Below are 18,506 nucleotides of genomic sequence, written 5' to 3'. Positions count from 1 at the left end.
GATCGCTGCCGTGCTAACGTACCTTCCCCGCGAATCAGTGCGGGAAGTTTTTTAGAGACCAACGATGCTATTCGTTCGGTTCGAAATAAAAAAGGCCCCCGGAAAGTTCGGATCCCAGGGGGGCAAAGGATTCCGTTCTTCTCCGGGAGCGATTGGTCGGTTCAGGGAATCGACATCCTGTCGAAATGAGCCGATTCTTTCGGTTGCGCCATCGAGAGTTTTCAAGCGAGACGTTCAACTTCCTTGTCAAACGGCCGGCTCACGATCCGCGGAAAACCGCCAAAAGCAGCTTTCCCTATGCAGGAAACATCTCATCGATTTTGCCCACGAACGACACGTTTTTTACTTCGCGAGGAAGTCATGTCGTCCGTGTGAGGCGGTAAGTTATTGGTTTTCCAAAAACGGATCAAGCCCGTTTCTTGAAAAGAATCGGACAGAAAACTGAACTTCTTTCAGCTTGCTATCACTGCCTCCCGAGTCATGCGGCGAGGAGCCTCCCAATCGCATTCGTTCCGAACCAGATAGACCGAGTTGCCACCCTTATCTTGAGCATGCTTCAGACCGGCTTCACAACGTGCAACCATGTGCTTTGCATCGTCACCTTCCAGGGCCTGCGACACACCACACGAGATGGTCAACTTGATGGTGTCGGTCGTTGTTTGCAATTCCAAGCGACCGATTGCCTGACGTGCACGCTCAGCGACAGTCGACGCTTCTTCGCCGGTGGCGGAAGGTAGCATCGCTCCAAATTGGTTGTCGCCCATCTGGCAGATATGGTCCATGTCACGCAAGATCGCTTGAAAGACTTGCAGTACGGCGCTTTGAATTTTCTTCGAATCGTGGTGCGTCTCAAGCGGCTGACCATCAACCGAATCGACACTCGCCAAGATCATCGCGAGTGGTTGACGCTTACGATGGAATAACGCCAGGCGTCGATTCACGTCCAGCATGAAGGCATCGCGGCGACCGAGCGCCGACGACTCCTCCGAGGTTTCCGCCGCAGGATCAGACTTGCGATGAGCCACTTCATGGCAGGTCTTGCCATCGTGCCAGCACGCACGATTACGACCACGACGCTTCGACGCGTACAACGCACGGTCGGCACGCCCCAGCCATTCCGCAGGTTCGCTATCACGAACGATCTCGGCGATACCAAGGCTGGCCGTAACCTTCAGCGGACGTCCCTCGAATTCAAGAGGCAGGCGTTCGATGTGCGAGTTAATACGTCGAGCGGTCAGCTTGGCATCGAACAACTCGGTTGCCGGCAGCAACACGGCGAACTCTTCGCCACCATATCGCATCGCAATTCCGCCGACACCTTTCACGGCCGAGCGAATGACTTCGCCCACTTTCTGCAGACAATAGTCGCCGGCCTGATGTCCGTTGCGGTCGTTGAATGTTTTGAAATGATCGATATCGATCATGATGAGCGAGGCAGGGCGTTTCGAGTCGCGGTTCTCGCTGAAAAGTCGCGAGATCTCTTCGTCGAATACACGGCGGTTCGGCAAGCCGGTCAACGCATCGGTACGTGCTTCGACGCGGTGCGAACGCAGCAGTTGCGATTGTTCCTGCAAGCGGGCTTCGGCCACGTTCAAACGCGAATCGAGATGACGGTTCGCTTCCATCAAACGCGAGATGACGCGAGTTACGGCGTCCGGGTCCGACATGTTGGTCATACTGACCAGGTCGTGATTGATTTGTTCGACTGATTGCGAATGGGCTTGAACGTCCGTCCGCATCCCCTTGGCCAGGTCGCGAACTTCGTCCACGACATCGCTCAGGTCTTCCGCAGCGACCGCCTTAACGGCCGTGCTATCAGGCGTCACGGGACTTTCTGGCAATGGAACGACTTTTCGTTCTTGATCATTTACCAGTGTGGCTTGCTTCTGCTTTGCCGCAGGATACCGCAACCAGGTTGCGGCAACATAGCCAATTTTGAAGAAGATGAGGCAAAGAAGCAGGTGAAGCAGTGTGAATTCGGACATCTCTGGATACGCGCTTACCGAGACAACAATAACGATCGTAGCGATTGTCCGGGGACAAGCCATGGGATCGCAGAGGTTATTAGCACGTGTTCGCGCTTGGGGGCAGTAACCTCTATACAGTTACTTAGATCACAAACGCGTCCGGTCAAACGATTCGTGCAAGATAGGATTCGAAGTTCCGAGGCTCCGGAGTTTTGCGCGTTCCCACACATTTTGCGGTTCTCCCGCATGTCCAAAATTGCAACCTATACTTCCCCAAGGGGTTGCCCCTATAGCCCAGTTTTTAATCCGCTTCGCTCTATTTACGGCGACAGCTTATGAAGTCCCAGCTTGTAGATTCAGGGGCAGACTGATGATGCTTGCGAAAAGTAACACACCGACTCCATTCCCACGCGTGCTCGTTGTCGATGACGACGATGCGATCATGCGTGCCGTTTCGCGAGTCCTCGGCTCCGACGAATCGATTCAGATCGTTGGTCACACCACGCATGCGCAAGCTGGTCTTGCCATGGCAGCATCATTGAAGCCTGACGTGGTCCTGATGGACATCCACATGCACGGCCTCGATCCGTTCCTGGCGTGCAAACAAATCACCGAAAGCACCGGCGGTCATTCGCGGATACTGTTTTATACAGGCTTCCCGAAAGACAACTATTTGGACCGCTGCCTGGCAGTCGGCGCCGCCGGCATCGTCTCGAAGCATTCCGAGTCGCTTCGCAATCTGGCGTTTGCCATCCGTCACGTGGCGGCCGGCAATACGTACTTCTCGCCGGAACTCGACAAGCGTCTGGTCGAGCGAGAAGATGGTGCCACGTCGTCACGACTGGCAACGTTGAGCGATCGCGAGATCGGCGTGCTCCGCGAGCTTTCTCTTGGTCGAACGCAATCGGAAATCGCCGATGCCCTCGATATCAGCGAACGTACCGTCAACAAGACGGTGGGGGACCTGAAGATCAAGCTCGAGGTCCAAACGATCAACGAAATGTTGATCTTTGCCGTGAACGAAGGTTTGGTTCACCCAGAGCTTCAGTTCGTCGATCGCCAAAAGAAGGACGACTAAGAGTAGAGCGACCGTTTGTGGTAGGATGAATCCGTCTGCCCCGGAGTTCGTCCTACTTCAGAAAGTTCGCTATGCTGACTGCCGCCCAAAAAGAACGTGCCCTCGAACTGGTTCTCGCCCTCATGGCGATCCCGGGCAAAAGCGGGCTGGAAGCCGAAGTGGCGGCGAAGGTTCAACAGGAACTCACTCTGGCCGGCCTCTCTGCCGACGCCCTAATGTTCGACACCGCGCATCAGAAGTGCCCGATTCCGGAAAGCACGACCGGCAACCTGATCGTGAAACTGGATGGCGAGCGGCCTCTGCCACGTCGCATGCTGATGGCCCACATGGATACCGTGCCGATCTGCGTCGGTGCTCGTCCGGTGGTCCAAGGCAATCAGGTTGTTTCCCAGGATAATCATACCGGTCTGGGTGCCGATGATCGTGCCGGCGTCGCAGCGGTGCTATTCGCCGCGACCGAGATCTTGCGAGAAGGGACCACGCATGGTCCGCTGACATTTCTGTTTACCGTGCAAGAAGAGATCGGACTGCACGGCGCAAAGAACCTCGATCCGGCAATGCTCGGTTCGCCAGAGTTGGCCTTCAATTGGGATGGAGGCGATCCCACCAAACTGACCGTGGGGGCAATCGGCGGGTATCGGATGACGATCGACATCCGCGGCCATGCAAGTCACGCCGGTGTCGCTCCTGAGAAAGGTGTCAGCGCGATTACCGTCGCGGGACTAGCCATCGCTAAACTGCATGCTGCAGGACTGCTGGGCAAGATCGATCAAGGTGATCTGAAAGGAACTAGTAATATCGGTGTGATCGAAGGGGGGAATGCCACTAACGTGGTTGCGGATCGTGTGCAACTTCGGGCGGAAGTTCGCAGTCACGTGACTTCTTCCATTGAATTTTTCGTACGCCGCTTCGAGGAAGCCTTTCGGCAAGCCGCAACGGAAGTCACCAATACGGAAGGCCAACACGCGTTGGTTCAGTTCAACGGAAACCTGAATTACGAAGCATTCAAAATGGGGGAGGAAACCCCAAGTGTCCAGTTGGCTAAACGCGTTTTGAATGACCTGGGACACAAACCATTTGCTTCGATTGCTAATGGTGGCCTCGATGCCAATTGGATGTTCCGGCACGGCATTCCGACCGTCACACTGGGGTGTGGTCAACACAATCAGCACATGGTGACCGAGATGCTCGACATCGAGCAGTTCTACATCGCTTGCGAGGTCGCCTTGCAGATCGCCTCAGGGGCAGGAGCCACCGAATGAAGCCTGAAGATGAACTCTGCTTGTGCTTCCATGTGAGCCTTCGCAAAGTGCAGAACTTTTGCCGAATCGAAAAGCCACGCCGGGCATCTCAACTATCGGAGTGTGGCGGTGCCGGAACCGGCTGTGGCTGGTGCCGACCATTTCTGCAGAGGATCTTTGACAATCAACAGAAAGCGGACGCCGAACCGATTCCCGACTCAGAACAATACCAGCAAAGTCGCGCAGCTTATATTCGCGACAAGAAAGAGCGTGAGCAATAGAGGACGCCACGCGCTATTACTCGGGCGTCTTAAAAGCGTCCAATGCCTCTTCTCGGGTCGGATATCGCTGCCAGAGCGATTCAATCTTCGACCGTTTCAATACGTTCAGGCAGTTCTCGTTGAGGCCAGCCAGAACCAACTGACCGCCTCGCTTCTTAATGAGCTTCCAGATCCGAATCAGAAACTGAATGAAGAACGAACCGAACGATTCGGTGTGTGAAAGGTCGACGATCACCAGCGGCGGTGTTGCGTGTTTCGCAACCTCGACGATCTGTTGAACGACCTTACTTAAGTTCGACTCATCCAGACTCAGATACTCTGGCCCAAAGTCGAGAATGGTGATGTCTCTCTGGCGCAGAATGTTGACCATTACATAGGTGCCGATGTTGGCAGGCAAAACTAAGGTGTGGGGATTAGTTCAAACCGACAGACTAGGCGTCAAACAGTCGCAGGGAAGGTTAGGAGCCACCCTAGTGTCAAGCACAAAACCGGCAATTAGAGAAAAACCAGTCTGTCGGGTAGTTTATCTTTCTATCTCCGTAACAACAACCCCTCAACTTTTTAAATATTTACGAAGTCATTTCGAAACAATTGTATACTTGAGTACCACCCTGAACTATCCGTGCCTGCAGAGGGATGCCCTATTATTCCCCTGGGTGCCCTACTTGAAGTGGGTTCGGTTGTACGGTTTTCCACAGACATTCGGATAGCCGTGCCTAGGAAATCATGCGAGAGGAGATGGAGCGTTGAACCGATTCGAAGAAACGGACTCCGACGAACGTTCGCCAGCTCATGACAAGCGTCGAACGATTGAGATCAATAACCTTCTGGAACAGATCCGACAAACTGCGGATAAACTGCAACGCGATGCAGCGACGCGAGGCGACCTGAAGCTTCTAGCGAGATCGCTGAAAGAACTGCGATACGCCTTCAAGGTCTTCACGCCTTACAGAGATAAACGCAAAGTCACCATCTTTGGTTCCGCAAGAACTGCCCCAGATCATCCAACGTACTTGGCGGCTCAAGAGTTTGCCGCCCAGATGGCTCGCGATAGTTGGCTGGTCATCACCGGTGCCGGAAGTGGCATTATGGAAGCTGGGCACCGCGGTGCTGGTCGCGAAGCGGCGATGGGCTTGAACATTGTCCTGCCGTTCGAGCAGGAAGCGAACCCGGTCATCCTGGGCGATGACAAACTGGTGAACATGAAATACTTCTTCACGCGCAAACTAATGTTCGTGAAGGAATGCGATGCGGTCGTTTGTCTGCCAGGGGGGTTCGGCACCCTCGACGAGGCCTTCGAGGTGCTGACGCTAGTGCAGACCGGCAAAAGAGACCTGTATCCGATTGTGCTTCTCGACGCACCAGGGGGGCAATACTGGCGGAAGCTCGACGACTTCATCCGCGAGTCGCTGCACCACGATGCATTGATCTCGCCAGAAGATTTCGCCTTGTACAAGGTGACCGATAGCGTCGACGAAGCGGTCGCCGAGATCGAACAGTTCTACAAGGTGTATCACAGCATGCGGTACGTTCGGCATCAATTGGTGATCCGCACCAAAACTCCGATCGCCGACTCGCTGCTGGAAGAAATCCGCGAGGAATTCCGCGATATCCTGAGCAGTGGCGACTTCGAGGTCCGCCGGGCGCTACGCGAAGAAGATGAGTCCGATCTGCGGCACATGCCACGGCTCGTCTTCAACTTCAATCGACGCAACCTCGGAAGACTCCGCCTGCTGGTTGATTGCATCAACGCCGGCAGTACCGAGCCTGCCTCCCGCAAGTTCCCCTAACGCCTGCGATGCCCACGGCAGACGCCCGCCATTAACCCAACGAAAAAAGGCCGCCAGGTAATATGCCTGGCGGCCTTTGCTATTTCATCGGCAGCGGTGCCCCCCTTGGCCCGCCACCTCTGAATGATTGGCTGAGCGAACTATCGCGTGGTATTGCGACGCGAGCGGTCGGCGATGCGGCCGCGAGGTGCTTCCTTGTTCGCCTTCAGGTAGGTCATCAGGTCGCCGATCTCTTCGGCGGTCAGCTGATCCAGCAAGCCCGTTGGCATGACGCTGACCTTCGATGGTGCCAGTTCTTCGACGTCGGCCTCAGCCACGGTGGTCTTGTTACCCTGGCTGTCGATGACGACGTAGCCACCGCTGGGGCTGGTCGAAACCAGGCCAGAGATCACCTTACCGTCGACCGTCAAGATTTGCTTGGTCGCGTACTGGTCCGAAATCACATGCGACGGGAACAGGATCGATTCCAGAATCTGCTTCTTCTGGAAACGTCGCGAGATCTCGGTCAGGTCAGGACCAATCGCTTCACCCAGGCTGCCCATGCGATGGCACGAAGCACACTGAGCCTTCTTGAAGATCGCCGCCCCTGAGGTCATATCACCACCGTGATAATCTTCCGAGGTGAGGAACTCCAGCAGTTCGTCCAGGTTCCAGTTGCTCGATTCCGAGTCCACCAGCTTGGCTTCCGGCAGGTCTGGGTAGGTCTCGGTGAACCAGTCTTGCCAGGCAGCAATCTGCTTGTCGAAAGGATCGCCTGGGTTAGCAACGGTTTCACCCGTCCATTTGATCAGCAGTTGGTTGACTGCTTGTTTGCAGGTCGCGTCGTTCCGCAGGGCCAACAAGATCAGTTGACGGAAGGCCTGAGGATCGTTTTCCGTTTCAGAGCTGGTCGCCAGCTTTTCGATAACATTGGTTCCGAATGGACCATCGAGCACCGGCAGCGATTTCACCAGCAGTGGGAAGTTCGGGCCCTCTGGCTGTTGGGCCAATCCGAACGCGATCGAGGCACGCCGTTCTGGTTCTCGCTCGAAGGCGTTTCGCAGGTAAGCCATGTTCTCGGGCGTGCCGTTACCAGCCAGGATCGCCACGATCCCTTTTCGCATCCGGGCTGCCACGGCCGAGTCGTCACCGACCAGTTCTTCGTCGATCATCCGCAAGATGTTCAACGTTTGTTCATCAGGGTTTTCCGGCAACTCAAACAGGACAGCCAAGGCCGCGTTGGGCCACATATGTCCCATCGTCAAGGCAACGTACTGTTCCTGCGGCGTGAGGCACTGCACGAACTCTTTGGTAGCCGTTTCAATGTAGCCACGTAGACCTTCACCACCTTCGATCTTCAAACCATTTTCGAGGTGCCCCAGCAGCTTCAACTTCTGCTCCGACGTCCAGCCTTCGCGTATGAACGACATGTGCATGGCGAGGTTCAAACGTTCGGACGCTGGGATATCACTGTCAAGATGAGCGATGTAGCGATCGGTGATGTCGGAGACCTGGAAGTGAGCCAGGGTGCGAATCAGTTCGCGATTCATCTTGTCGTCACCAGCAGGGAACTCGACCGCGATGCGATCGGCCAGACCTGGCAGTTCGTTATCGTTCAAGTCGCCGCGATGGATGGCCAACTGAATGACACGCAACATCGACATGAACTCGTCGTCCGAGAGGTAGTCGTCCAGCCGCATTTGAGCCTTACGAGCGATTCGCAGTGCGATGTCGTGATCGGGCTGAGCAACCATGGCAGCCACACTACCGGTGTTGAACAAGCTGGCCGAGTCGGTCACCAGGACGTCTTCGATCCACTGGTCAATTGGCTGATTCTCGAGCAGTCGACGAGCCGCGTACACTTCACGACGGTCCGCCGCGGTCAGCAGCGGACGCAGTTCGCTGAGGTTCGCTTCCCCCTTGATCTCGACCAGCGTTTCGCAAACTTCCCGACGAACAGCCGAGCTGTCGTGGGCCAGCAACTGACGAAGACGATCGACCGATTCTTCACCGGGATAGTTGATCAGCAGCGAGACGGCCTTCTGGCAAACTTCGTCGTTATCATCCTTGGTCAGGTCCAACAGCATGCTTTGCGTTGGGGTCGGACCATAAAGCTGCATTAAGTCGAGTGCACGAGTTCGGTAGTAGGGTGGATTCTCTTTGGCGATCGCGACGCCTTGAATCTGTGGATTCCACAGGTCGCCCAGTTCCGACTGGATCTCGGCAATCCGTTGACGTCCCCACGAGCTTTGCGGCTGCGGATGACGAATCGCCTTCGCGATTCCTTCGCCCAGGTTATCCACACCTTCCGGCGTGTCTCCCTTGTAAACAATTCGGTAGAGGCCACCTTCCGTGCCACGACCACCGGTGGTGAAGTAGATCCAGCCATCCGGACCAATTTCGATATCGGTGACGTTCATCGGCTTGCCTTCGAGCAACGCTTCGCTCTTGGCGGTGTAGCCGGCACCTTCCCGCTTAAGGTCGATCGTGTTGATGCGGCCATTGGCCCAGTCGGTCACGAACAAGCGATTCTGGTACTTGGCTGGATACTTGAAGTGATCGTAGACCACCAGACCGGTCGGCGAACCAGCACCTGTTTCCAGGATCGGTGGCACACAGTCTGGGTAGTAGTTAGGCCACTTTGCCCAACCACTTCGCCAGCCGAAGTCGCTGCCAGGGATCACTTGATAGATGCGGGTCGGACGATGCCAGACCAGGCCTTCGTCCCATTCCATGTCGCTATCGTGGATGAACAAGTCGCCATCGCGGTTGAATGCCAGATCGTAGGCGTTACGAATACCGCCTGCCACGATTTGCAGCGACTGGCCTTCGATATCGGTTCGCAGAACCATCCCACCTGGGGCCTTCACACCGACGGCATGACCGCCTGGATCTTCAAAGCGAGGAACGAGGTCCCCTTCGTAGAAATGACGGTGTGGGCTCGATTCGGAAACTTCGGAGTCGAGCTTGGTATCGTTACCGGCGACCATGTAGATCAAGCCGTCTGGACCGAGGGCCAGACCGTGCGGGCCATGTTCGCCGATGGCACCATCGAACTTGACCAGCGTGCCGACTTCTTCGACGTCGCCGTCTCCGTCGGTGTCGCTCAAGCGATACAAGCCGGTCCCTTCCGAGCCTTCGCCGACGACGAACACGTCGCCGTTGAGGGGCAGGATACCTTGGACGTTCTTGATCGTGTCGTTGTAGGTTCGCATCGAGTCGACGACGCCGTCATCGTTCGAGTCATACAGCAGCATCAGGTGGCCACCTTCTTTCGAGGCGATGATGTTGCCGAATTCGTTGAAGGTCATCGAGATCAACGCGCCGGTCTTTTCAGCGGAGATCACTTCCTGAATGGCAAAGCCTGGCAGAATGCGGAAACGCGATTCTTCGGTCGGCGCCTTTTCTTCGGTTGGGGTCGCAGCCACTTCAGGTTGTTTGGCCGGGGTCTTCTTGGCCGTCGAGATCGGCTTGGCTTCGATCGGACGCTGCGAAGGCTTGGGCACTTCGGCAAACGTGGGCGCTGGCGGCACGGGTGGTCCGTTGGGACGTGCGGTCGGGGCTGCCGCGGTCTGCGCAGGTTCGGCTGCCGGGGCCGCGACATTCCAAGGTGGTGTCGTGTTTGCCGGTCCCATTTCCATGGCTTTGGACCAACGGGTATCGCTATAGAAGTTGGATTGCCACAGTGGGAACGGTCGCAGATCGGTTCGCCAGGTCGAGTTCGATGGGAAGGTCACCTTCTGATTGTTGGGTCCGAAGATGGTGATCTCGGAAAGCAGACCTGCGCTGTTGCCGGTGGTATTTCTCACCTGGACGGCGATGACATTGGTACCGATCTCGAGATACTGAGAAATGTCGAAATTTCGACGAGTTTTCCAGTTACTTCCTTCCGCGACTTTTTTTCCGTTAATCCACATCTCGAATTCGTCGTCGGCGGTGATCATGATTTGACCACCGGTCATCTGCGAGATGCGGATGTTCTTTCGGAAGTAACAAGTTGCCGATGGCACCTGGTCCTTTTGGTGTTGCGGCGCCCAGATCCATTGAGGCTCGGTAGCCTGGGCATGGACCATGCTGGGACTTGCCGTTGTCAGCACCGCGGCGACGATCAGCAGCAACCAAGGAGTTTTGTGGGTGGTGGACATCTTCAATCTCATACCAATGACGTAACGTTTGCTTGGTGCGGGTAGCGTACGAAAACCCACGCCCGGCGCAATCAAGTCTCATCCTTCATTGGAAAGATCGGGTCTCACCTCCCATAAAATCAGCAAAATCGCACCAACTGGCAAAAATTGCCTAAGTGGACCTGCTATCACTTCGTTCCCCCCGAAATATGCAAAGCGCGACCTCCCTTCATTCACTTGAGCCGAGGGAATCCGCAGAGCGGCCGTTATTGACCCACTTTTTTTATCCGTTTACGATTCGAAGGGGATTGTTTAGGAAATATGCATCGAATGGGTCAGTAGACAGCTCCGCTAGCGGCGAAGGAGTAGCCGACGCCGGCCTTTTATCGATGCGTTCTTGGTAAGAGGTTGCGTAATGACAGTTGTCCGTGGCGCCCTGGGTATCCATCTTTTCTTCTCTTTGTTGATGCTGACCGCGCTGGTCGGCTGTACCAGCGGAGCTTCCGATCTCTCTCCGGAAGAACTCAAGCAGGCCATCGAGGAATTTAACTTCGATGAAGGCTTGCCATTCCCCGACTTCACCCCGCCAGCCACCCTGGAAGAGCTCGACTCTGCCAACAAGTGGTCCGACAAGACTGTCGTCGATCCGCTTCCCCATCTGGACGAAGAGCTGAAAGATTTCAAACCGCCAATGACTCCGGCGGAAGCCTGCGAAATTCGACCGAAGGATGACGCCGACTATAAGAAGATCCTTCAGTCGATGCGGATCCAACCATCCAAAGAGAATCCGGCCGAACAAGACGCCAGTTGGGTCCACCACGAAAATGGTGACGTCAACAGCTTGAACCCACTGCGTATGAGTTCGGTGGGTGACTTCTTCTACGTTTACATATGCGGCGTTTCGGCCACCACTTCGACCATCGATCTCGAATCGGTTGGCGATGGCCGGTTCATCAAGACGTGGGAGGGGAACGAAGACAACACGATCCAGAAGGTGGTCATTCGCGACGACCTGACCTGGAGCGATGGCACGCCGATCACCGCCTACGACTGGGAGTTCACCTACAAGGTGCTGCTGCATCCAAAGCTGAGCGTAATGTTCCCGGCCCTGCCAAGCTCGCTCGACAAGGTGAAGCTGATCAAAGCCTACGACGACCACACCTTCGTGATCTTCCACGAGATGTCGAGTCCGGTGAACGATATGAAGTTGGAGTTCCCGATCGTTCCCAAGCACTTGTACGAATCCGCAATCGCCGTCGACCCAACCCTGACTGACAGCGACTTCTTTCTGGAACAAGAGATCCACCCAACCGTTGGTGGTCCTTACGAAGTGACACAGCGCGACCGCAATCAGCGTATCGTGCTAAAGCGTCGCGAGTCGTTCTACATGAAGGATGGCAAGCAGATCCAAGCCAAGCCACACTTCGCTGAGATCCGTATGGAAATCATCGAGAACCCGAATCAGGCATTGTTGGCGATGACCGCCGGTAAGCTGGACGACTCGCAGATTTCGGCCACCAAGTGGGACACCGAAGCCAACACAGCCGAGTTCTACGAAAAGAACATCAAGGTCAAGCACATTGCCTGGTCGGAAGGGCATATCGCCTGGAACACCGAGACGCCTTACTTCAACGATTCTCGCACCCGTCGCGCGATGAGCCACGCGATCGATTACGATGCGATCATCAACGGCATCATGAAGGGCATCCACGAGCAAGCCAACGGCCCGTTCCATCCTTCGGCCTGGTTCGCTCCGCAGCCTTCGCTGCCGATGTACGACACCGACCTGGCCAAGTCGCGTGAACTGCTGACCGAAGCTGGCTGGACCGACTCCGACTCGGACGGCATCCTCGACAAGGAAATCGACGGCAAGAAGGTCGCCTTCTCGTTCCAGTTGATGCACCCAGCCGGAAGCCCGGTCTCGGAACAGATTGCTCGCCAGGTCTCCAACGACTTGGGTAAGCTTGGCATCAAGGCGGAACCTCGCCAGTTCGAGTGGACCGTCCTGCAAGACAAGGCTCGCAGCCACAACTTCGATGCCTTGATGGCAGGCTGGGGTGCCGGTGGCGACCCTTTCTCGACCGACAATATCTACGGCACCGGGGCTCCCCGAAATTATGGTCAGTACTCGAATCCAGAAGTGGACAAGCTGTACAAATTGGGGTTAGCCGAACTTGACCGCGAGAAGCGAGCCAAGCATTATCATGACATCGCCAAGATCCTTTACGAGGATCAGCCATACACTTGGCTCTATTACCGCGCTGACCTGTATGGCTTCAATAAGCGCATGCGAGGATACCAGTTCAGCCCGACCGGACCTTGGTTCTATGAACCAGGCGCGTTCTCGGTTTGGAAAGCCCAGTCGGAATAGCCACTGGGCCTAGCGTAACGCGATCCTCGCCCCTCTTTCGAGACAACCAGGGAGCACTGGCTGCATGCTGACGTATATTGCACGCCGCTTATTTATTGGAGTCTTTACCATCCTGGCGGTAACGTGCCTGGTTTACGGATTGATCCGTAACATGCCAGGCACGCCACTGACGCAGATGACCGAGACCGCCAACGTGCGGCAGATGATGGACGAACGTCAGCAGGAAGAGCTGATGAAGCAGTACCATCTCGATAAGCATTGGATCGTCGGGTACGGCTATTGGCTGGGCAACGTATTCCAGGGAGACCTCGGACGCGGGATCAACTTCTCGGACCGCCGCCGTGTGACCACCATCATCGGCACGCGACTTCCCAACACGCTCAAGCTGACCGTCACCTCGCTGCTGTTGACGTATATGCTCTGCATTCCTATGGGGCTTTACTCAACGGCGAAGAACGCCACGCCAGGCGAACGCACGCTGGCGATCACGCTATACATTCTGTATGCGTTACCGACGTTTGTGGCGGCCATCTATTTGAACTTATTCTTCGCGGTGAAGCTCGACTGGTTACCGCTAAGCGGGATGACCAGCGAGAACTACAGCAGCCTCAGCACGCTCGGAAAAACATGGGACGTACTGAAACACGTGATCCTGCCGATTACTTGCCTCACGTATGGTTCGCTGGCGTACTACACCCGCTTCATCAAAGCGAACATGCTGGAAACGATTCAGCAAGATTACATTCGCACCGCGCTCGCCAAAGGGGTGAGCCCTCGCCGAGCGTTGGTTGTGCATGCCTTCCGTAACTCGTTGATTCCACTGCTCACGCTAGTCGGTCTGACGCTGCCGGCCCTGTTGGCTGGCTCGGTCATTCTGGAATCGATTTACCAGTGGGACGGGATCGGACGGCTCTTCATCGAGAAGATCTCGCAACGCGACTACCCTGTGATCATGGGCCTGGTGCTCATGTTCTCTGTCATGACTCTGATCGGCCAGCTGTTGGCTGACGTGCTTTACGCAGTTGTCGACCCTCGGATCACGTATTCCTAAGCATGAGCGCCGTTCAAGAACTCGCCGAACAACCGATCAAGCCACAGCAGTCGCTCGGCTTCTGGGCTACCAGTTGGCGACATTACCGCAAGCGTAAGTTTGCCATGGCCGGCTTGATCTACGTGATCTTCCTGGGCCTGGTCGCGATCTTCTCGCCAGCGATCGTCGGCACGAAGCCGATCGTCTGCTACTACAAAGGCAACATCTATTTCCCGGCGATGGGCTATTACAATCCGTCGTGGGAAAACGCGATCTTCACCACCGGCGATCACTTCAACAATCGCTACGAACCCAACCTTAAACAGAACGACCCCAATAGCTGGGCGATCTGGCCGTTGATCCGCCAAGATCCGATCGAACGCGTTCAGGCCGATTGGTTTGAAGGGCAACCTGCGAATCCCCTTAGCATCGAGGGCAACCCGAGTGGCCAGCACTACTTTGGCACCAGCAGCGTCGGCGTCGATGTCTTCGCCCAGTTGGTCCATGGTACCCGCGTCGCTCTTCTGGTCGGCTTTGTGTCGATGGCGATTGCTTCGGTCATCGGGATCGTGATCGGAGCGGTCTCAGGCTATTACGGTGGCTGGGTCGACTTCATCCTGTCGCGGTTCATTGAAATCATCTTGTGCGTGCCAACGCTGATTTTGGTGATCGCGTTGTTGGCGATGGTGGTCAGCCCCAGCATCTGGCAGGTCGTGTTTGTGATCGGCCTGACCGGCTGGACCGGGATCGCTCGCTTGACGCGTGCCGAGTTCATGAAACTGAAACAGATTGAATACGTGGCCGCTGCCAAAGCAATGGGAGCCGGACCACTGCGAATTATGTTCGTACATATTCTGCGAAACGCCTTGGCTCCGATCCTGGTGCCGATCAGCTTCGGGATCGCCGGGGCTATTTTCACCGAGAGTGCTCTGAGCTTTCTCGGTATCGGGGCCGACTCGCAAACTCCGACCTGGGGCGATGTCTTGAAAGAAGGCCAGGACCACATTCGTTCGATGTGGTGGCTGAGCTTCTTCCCTGGTCTCGCGATTTTCACCACGGTTTTGGCCTACAACTTGATTGGCGAAGGCATCCAGGAAGCCACCGATCCTCGCACCCGCGACGTCTAAACGATGATCAAAACACTGCTTAAAGTCGACAACCTTCAGACCTACTTCCACGGCGAAGAAACCGTCAAAGCGGTGGACGGCATCTCGTTCTCGCTCGACGAAGGGGAAACCCTCGGTATCGTCGGCGAATCGGGTTCCGGCAAGTCGGTCACCTCGCTGTCGATCATGCAACTGCTGTCGCGCAACGCCAAGATCGAAGGAGGCACGATCTCGTTCCTTGGTACCGATCTCGTGCGTCTGCCCGATCCCGCAATGCGGAAGATTCGCGGCAAAGACATCAGCATGATCTTCCAGGAACCGATGACCTCGCTGAACCCGGTCTTCACCGTCGGTTCCCAGGTCATGGAAGCGATCCAACTGCATCAGCAGGTCAGCAAGAAGGAAGCCCGCGAAAAGACGATTCAACTGTTCGACGAAGTCGGCATTCCGGAACCGCACAAGCGTGTCGATTACTACCCGCACCAGATGTCCGGAGGGCAGAAACAGCGTGTGATGATCGCCATGGCGCTCAGCTGCAATCCGAAGCTGCTGATTGCTGACGAACCGACCACCGCGCTCGACGTGACGATCCAGGCCCAGATTCTCGATATCCTTCGACGCCTGCGTGACAGCCGCGGCATGTCGATCTTGTTCATCACGCACGACCTGGGTGTGATCGCCGAAATCGCCGACCACGTGCTGGTCATGTATCGCGGTAACATCGTCGAACATGGCGACATTCACCAGATCTTCGAGAACCCCAAGCATCCTTACACCAAGGGGCTGCTCGCCTGCCGACCCCGCCTCGACACGAAGTTCCGCCGCCTGCCAACGGTGAGCGACTTCATGGACTCGAAGCAAACGCCGACCGGCATCGAGATCACCGAAAAGGAAATGACGCCCGAGAAGTTCGACCAGTTGATGGTCACCGGTCGCGGACGTCTTCTCCACCCGAAGCCACAGCTCGAAGCGATCGGGCACAAGTGGCGTGACGACGTCTACTCGGCCGACACCAAGTGCGTTCCCGACAACGAGAACCCGCTGCTTTCGGTTCGCGATCTGAAGGTTCACTTCCCGATTCGCAAAGGAATTTTCTCGCGGGTGCAAGGGCACGTGAAAGCGGTCGACGGCGTCAGCTTCGACGTTTATCGCGGGCAAACCCTGGGCCTCGTCGGCGAGTCTGGCTGCGGCAAGACGACCACCGGCCGAGCCATCCTGCGATTGATCGAACCGACCAGCGGCACTGTTGAGTTCGAAGGAATCGATGTCCGTTCGCTGCGAGGCAAAGCTCTTCGTGAAATGCGGAAGAAGATCCAGATCATTTTCCAGGATCCGTACGGCAGCTTGAATCCACGTATGACCATTGAGTCGGCCGTTTGCGAGCCGATGGTGATCCAGGGAATCGGTGGTTCGAAGAAAGATCAACGTGATCGTGCCGCTTACCTGATGAACGAAGTCGGCATGAACCCCGACCATTTGCGTCGTTACCCGCACGAGTTCTCTGGCGGACAGCGTCAACGTATCTGCATTGCCCGAGCACTCGCCGTCGAGCCAGACTTCCTGGTCTGCGACGAATCGGTCTCAGCTTTAGACGTGTCGGTTCAAGCTCAAGTGCTGAACCTGCTGAAAGACCTGCAAGAGAAGCTCGGCCTGACATACATCTTCATCAGCCACGATCTGAGTGTGGTGAAGTTTATGGCCGACATGATGGCGGTGATGAACGCCGGCGAGATCGTCGAGTTCGGTCCGGCCGAAGATATCTACGCGAATCCGAAAGAGGAATACACGCGAAAGCTGATCAACGCCACGCCGCGTGACGACCTGGAACACATCATCAAGCGTCAGGAAGAACGCAAACAGGCCCGGGCAGAACGCCTCAGCTCGGTGGCGTCGGTATAAGATCGCCAGGGCAGGAGACTTCACAAGTTCCCGCCAGGCACTTCGATCGCTTCACGCAGTGTCTTGAGGTTTACGCGTGATGCTCGTTCCAATGCTTTAGGTAGATCGACACGCCCATCGCAAACATTCCCATCCCTGCCAACACGGCAAAGAGGCCGGATGGAAACATCGAAGGCATCGACTGGGCGGCACCATGTTCCAGTACCGATCCATAGATCAAAAAGATGCCCACAGCCGCGATGGCTCCACCAATCTGATTCAACTTCCAGTGATGATAGGTGGTCGGAGTCATGGCTAACCTCACTTACTAAAAAACGTCTAAGTGGTTGCCTCAATCTCTACATCAAGCATAGCCTGTATTTCTCAGGCTGGCATGCCTCTGTCGGTGCATAGGCAAACGAAGATCACTAGGCAGGCGTAACCAATAGCGCGCAAAGTTCCAGCTTCTCTCGAAGGTCGGCCGATTCGACCATGCTGGCCTGCTGCCGAAACGCCGCGATCGTCTTTTTCCAGAATCCATGCGTGACGCTGTAGTCGCTTGGCTCCGGATCGGTCGGACAGTAACGCCACTGGCGGCGTCCGAGATGCTCTTCATCCATGATCTGATCGGCGAGCGATTCGAGCATTGCCGGGTCGGTCGCCATCGAATGACTTCGGAGCAACAGAATGAGAAGTCCAAGTCGGCAAAGTACTCGAAATCGTGGCGCAGCTTCCGAAGGAATCCGCCAGGTCAGGTAGCGACCTAAATGCCGATCCGCTTCCGATCCGACAACGGCGGCACTCTCCAATGCGATTGCCAGGCAAGTGTCGTACGCATCGCATGGATCCTCTTCATCTTGCAGACGTACGGCACATGCAAAGAGCCGGATTCGATGCCCTTCCTCGGAGGTCGGACCAGGCGGGAAGGGGGGTGGATTGGGTCGATCAGGATCAACCCAACAGGTCAGGCTCAGCACTTCCCGGAGATCGACATCCATCGGCTTGGCGAAGGTGCCGGTGCTGCGTAACTGCTTCAGCAACACGAACATCTCAGCCTGCCCGAAGCCGTTATCTGCCATGGCAATTTCCTGAAGCATCGCGTCGCTCATCTGCGGGCAAAGCCACTCGATCAGGCCATGTTCACTCGGTGGAAAGAGCGTGAGAACTTCCTCGGCAATCGTCATCAGGCAGCTCCTTCGTCTAGCCGGCGGGACTGATGTTCCCGCGGAAGATGAAATAGACCGCCCCGCAAATGCAAAGGCCTGCCCATAGGAAATCGAGCCGCAGCGGCTGCTTCATGTAGAACAGGGCGAACGGAATGAAGACCGTCAGCGTGATCGCCTCCTGCAAGATCTTCAGCTGCCCTAAGTCCATCTGCGTGAAGCCGATACGGTTGGCTGGCACCTGAATCAGGTACTCGAAGAAGGCGATCCCCCAACTCGCCAGGACCGCGATGATCCATGGTTTGTGTCCCATATCTTTCAGGTGGGCATACCAGGCAAACGTCATGAAAATGTTCGAGAGGGTCAGCAGAAAGGCGGTTGTCAGGATGGTTTGCATATGCGAGTGAACCCATTTCGTGGTAAGCGGTCCTTCAAAAACGGAATTATGCAGCCTCGCCACCCTTTGGGCGATGGTCCATCCCGCCTCTTTCCGCTGAT

The 18,506-nt window shown here is 56.0% G+C and carries 14 protein-coding genes; 8 read left to right on the top strand and 6 right to left on the bottom strand.

Annotated elements, in window-relative coordinates:
• Positions 1-452 precede the first annotated feature (452 nt).
• Positions 453-1,985 (bottom strand): diguanylate cyclase domain-containing protein, encoded by a 1,533-nt coding sequence (locus ABD890_RS13695; protein ID WP_345090248.1) that lies wholly within the window; start codon positions 1,983-1,985, stop codon positions 453-455.
• Between the two features lie 352 nt (positions 1,986-2,337).
• Here ABD890_RS13695 and ABD890_RS13690 point away from each other — a divergent pair, with 352 nt between their 5' ends.
• The 3 genes from ABD890_RS13690 to ABD890_RS13680 all read left to right on the top strand — a co-directional run bounded on the left by ABD890_RS13690 (position 2,338) and on the right by ABD890_RS13680 (position 4,567).
• Positions 2,338-3,045, top strand: a complete 708-nt coding sequence (locus ABD890_RS13690) for a response regulator transcription factor (RefSeq protein ID WP_345090245.1) — start codon at positions 2,338-2,340, stop codon at positions 3,043-3,045.
• Positions 3,046-3,116: 71 nt separating this feature from the next.
• Positions 3,117-4,307 carry a M20/M25/M40 family metallo-hydrolase gene (locus tag ABD890_RS13685; protein WP_345090242.1) on the top strand — a complete coding sequence of 397 codons (1,191 nt, stop codon included), beginning with the start codon at positions 3,117-3,119 and terminating at the stop codon, positions 4,305-4,307.
• Positions 4,304-4,567 carry a (2Fe-2S)-binding protein gene (locus tag ABD890_RS13680; protein WP_345090239.1) on the top strand — a complete coding sequence of 88 codons (264 nt, stop codon included), beginning with the start codon at positions 4,304-4,306 and terminating at the stop codon, positions 4,565-4,567. The genes ABD890_RS13685 and ABD890_RS13680 overlap by 4 nt, the downstream gene beginning before the upstream one ends.
• Positions 4,568-4,583: 16 nt before the next feature.
• Here the strand turns inward: ABD890_RS13680 and ABD890_RS13675 are convergent, their stop codons facing one another.
• Positions 4,584-4,937 carry an STAS domain-containing protein gene (locus tag ABD890_RS13675; RefSeq protein ID WP_345090236.1) on the bottom strand — a complete coding sequence of 118 codons (354 nt, stop codon included), beginning with the start codon at positions 4,935-4,937 and terminating at the stop codon, positions 4,584-4,586.
• Positions 4,938-5,313: 376 nt separating this feature from the next.
• On the opposite strand from ABD890_RS13675, the gene ABD890_RS13670 reads away from it, so the two are divergent.
• On the top strand, positions 5,314-6,357 hold the full coding sequence (locus ABD890_RS13670) for an LOG family protein (RefSeq protein WP_345090234.1): 1,044 nt from the start codon (positions 5,314-5,316) through the stop codon (positions 6,355-6,357).
• Positions 6,358-6,497: 140 nt separating this feature from the next.
• Here ABD890_RS13670 and ABD890_RS13665 read toward each other — a convergent pair whose 3' ends face one another.
• On the bottom strand, positions 6,498-10,481 hold the full coding sequence (locus ABD890_RS13665) for a DUF7133 domain-containing protein (RefSeq protein ID WP_345090231.1): 3,984 nt from the start codon (positions 10,479-10,481) through the stop codon (positions 6,498-6,500).
• A gap of 394 nt (positions 10,482-10,875) precedes the next feature.
• Here ABD890_RS13665 and ABD890_RS13660 point away from each other — a divergent pair, with 394 nt between their 5' ends.
• From ABD890_RS13660 to ABD890_RS13645, 4 genes are all read left to right on the top strand, one after another.
• Positions 10,876-12,831, top strand: a complete 1,956-nt coding sequence (locus tag ABD890_RS13660; protein ID WP_345090228.1) for an ABC transporter substrate-binding protein — start codon at positions 10,876-10,878, stop codon at positions 12,829-12,831.
• A gap of 64 nt (positions 12,832-12,895) precedes the next feature.
• A complete protein-coding gene (locus ABD890_RS13655) occupies positions 12,896-13,882 on the top strand; it encodes an ABC transporter permease (RefSeq protein ID WP_345090225.1) in 987 nt (328 codons plus the stop codon).
• Positions 13,883-13,884: 2 nt separating this feature from the next.
• Entirely contained in the window at positions 13,885-14,988 is a 1,104-nt protein-coding gene (locus ABD890_RS13650) for an ABC transporter permease (RefSeq protein WP_345090222.1), read from the top strand.
• A gap of 3 nt (positions 14,989-14,991) precedes the next feature.
• On the top strand, positions 14,992-16,866 hold the full coding sequence (locus ABD890_RS13645; RefSeq protein ID WP_345090219.1) for an ABC transporter ATP-binding protein: 1,875 nt from the start codon (positions 14,992-14,994) through the stop codon (positions 16,864-16,866).
• Between the two features lie 70 nt (positions 16,867-16,936).
• On the opposite strand, the gene ABD890_RS13640 is transcribed toward ABD890_RS13645, so the two are convergent.
• The 3 genes from ABD890_RS13640 to ABD890_RS13630 form a co-directional block, all read right to left on the bottom strand.
• Positions 16,937-17,158 (bottom strand): hypothetical protein, encoded by a 222-nt coding sequence (locus ABD890_RS13640; RefSeq protein ID WP_345090216.1) that lies wholly within the window; start codon positions 17,156-17,158, stop codon positions 16,937-16,939.
• A gap of 115 nt (positions 17,159-17,273) precedes the next feature.
• Positions 17,274-18,029: a hypothetical protein gene (locus tag ABD890_RS13635; protein WP_345090213.1), complete on the bottom strand. Its 756-nt coding sequence runs from the start codon at positions 18,027-18,029 to the stop codon at positions 17,274-17,276.
• Between the two features lie 16 nt (positions 18,030-18,045).
• A complete protein-coding gene (locus ABD890_RS13630; protein ID WP_345090210.1) occupies positions 18,046-18,405 on the bottom strand; it encodes a DMT family protein in 360 nt (119 codons plus the stop codon).
• Positions 18,406-18,506: the final 101 nt, after the last annotated feature.

Origin of the sequence: Bremerella cremea (assembly GCF_039541315.1) — a bacterium.
Taxonomy (GTDB): Bacteria; Planctomycetota; Planctomycetia; order Pirellulales; family Pirellulaceae; genus Bremerella; species Bremerella cremea.
The sequence above is the reverse complement of the archived record's forward strand: the minus strand, read 5'-3'. Positions and strand labels throughout refer to the sequence as shown.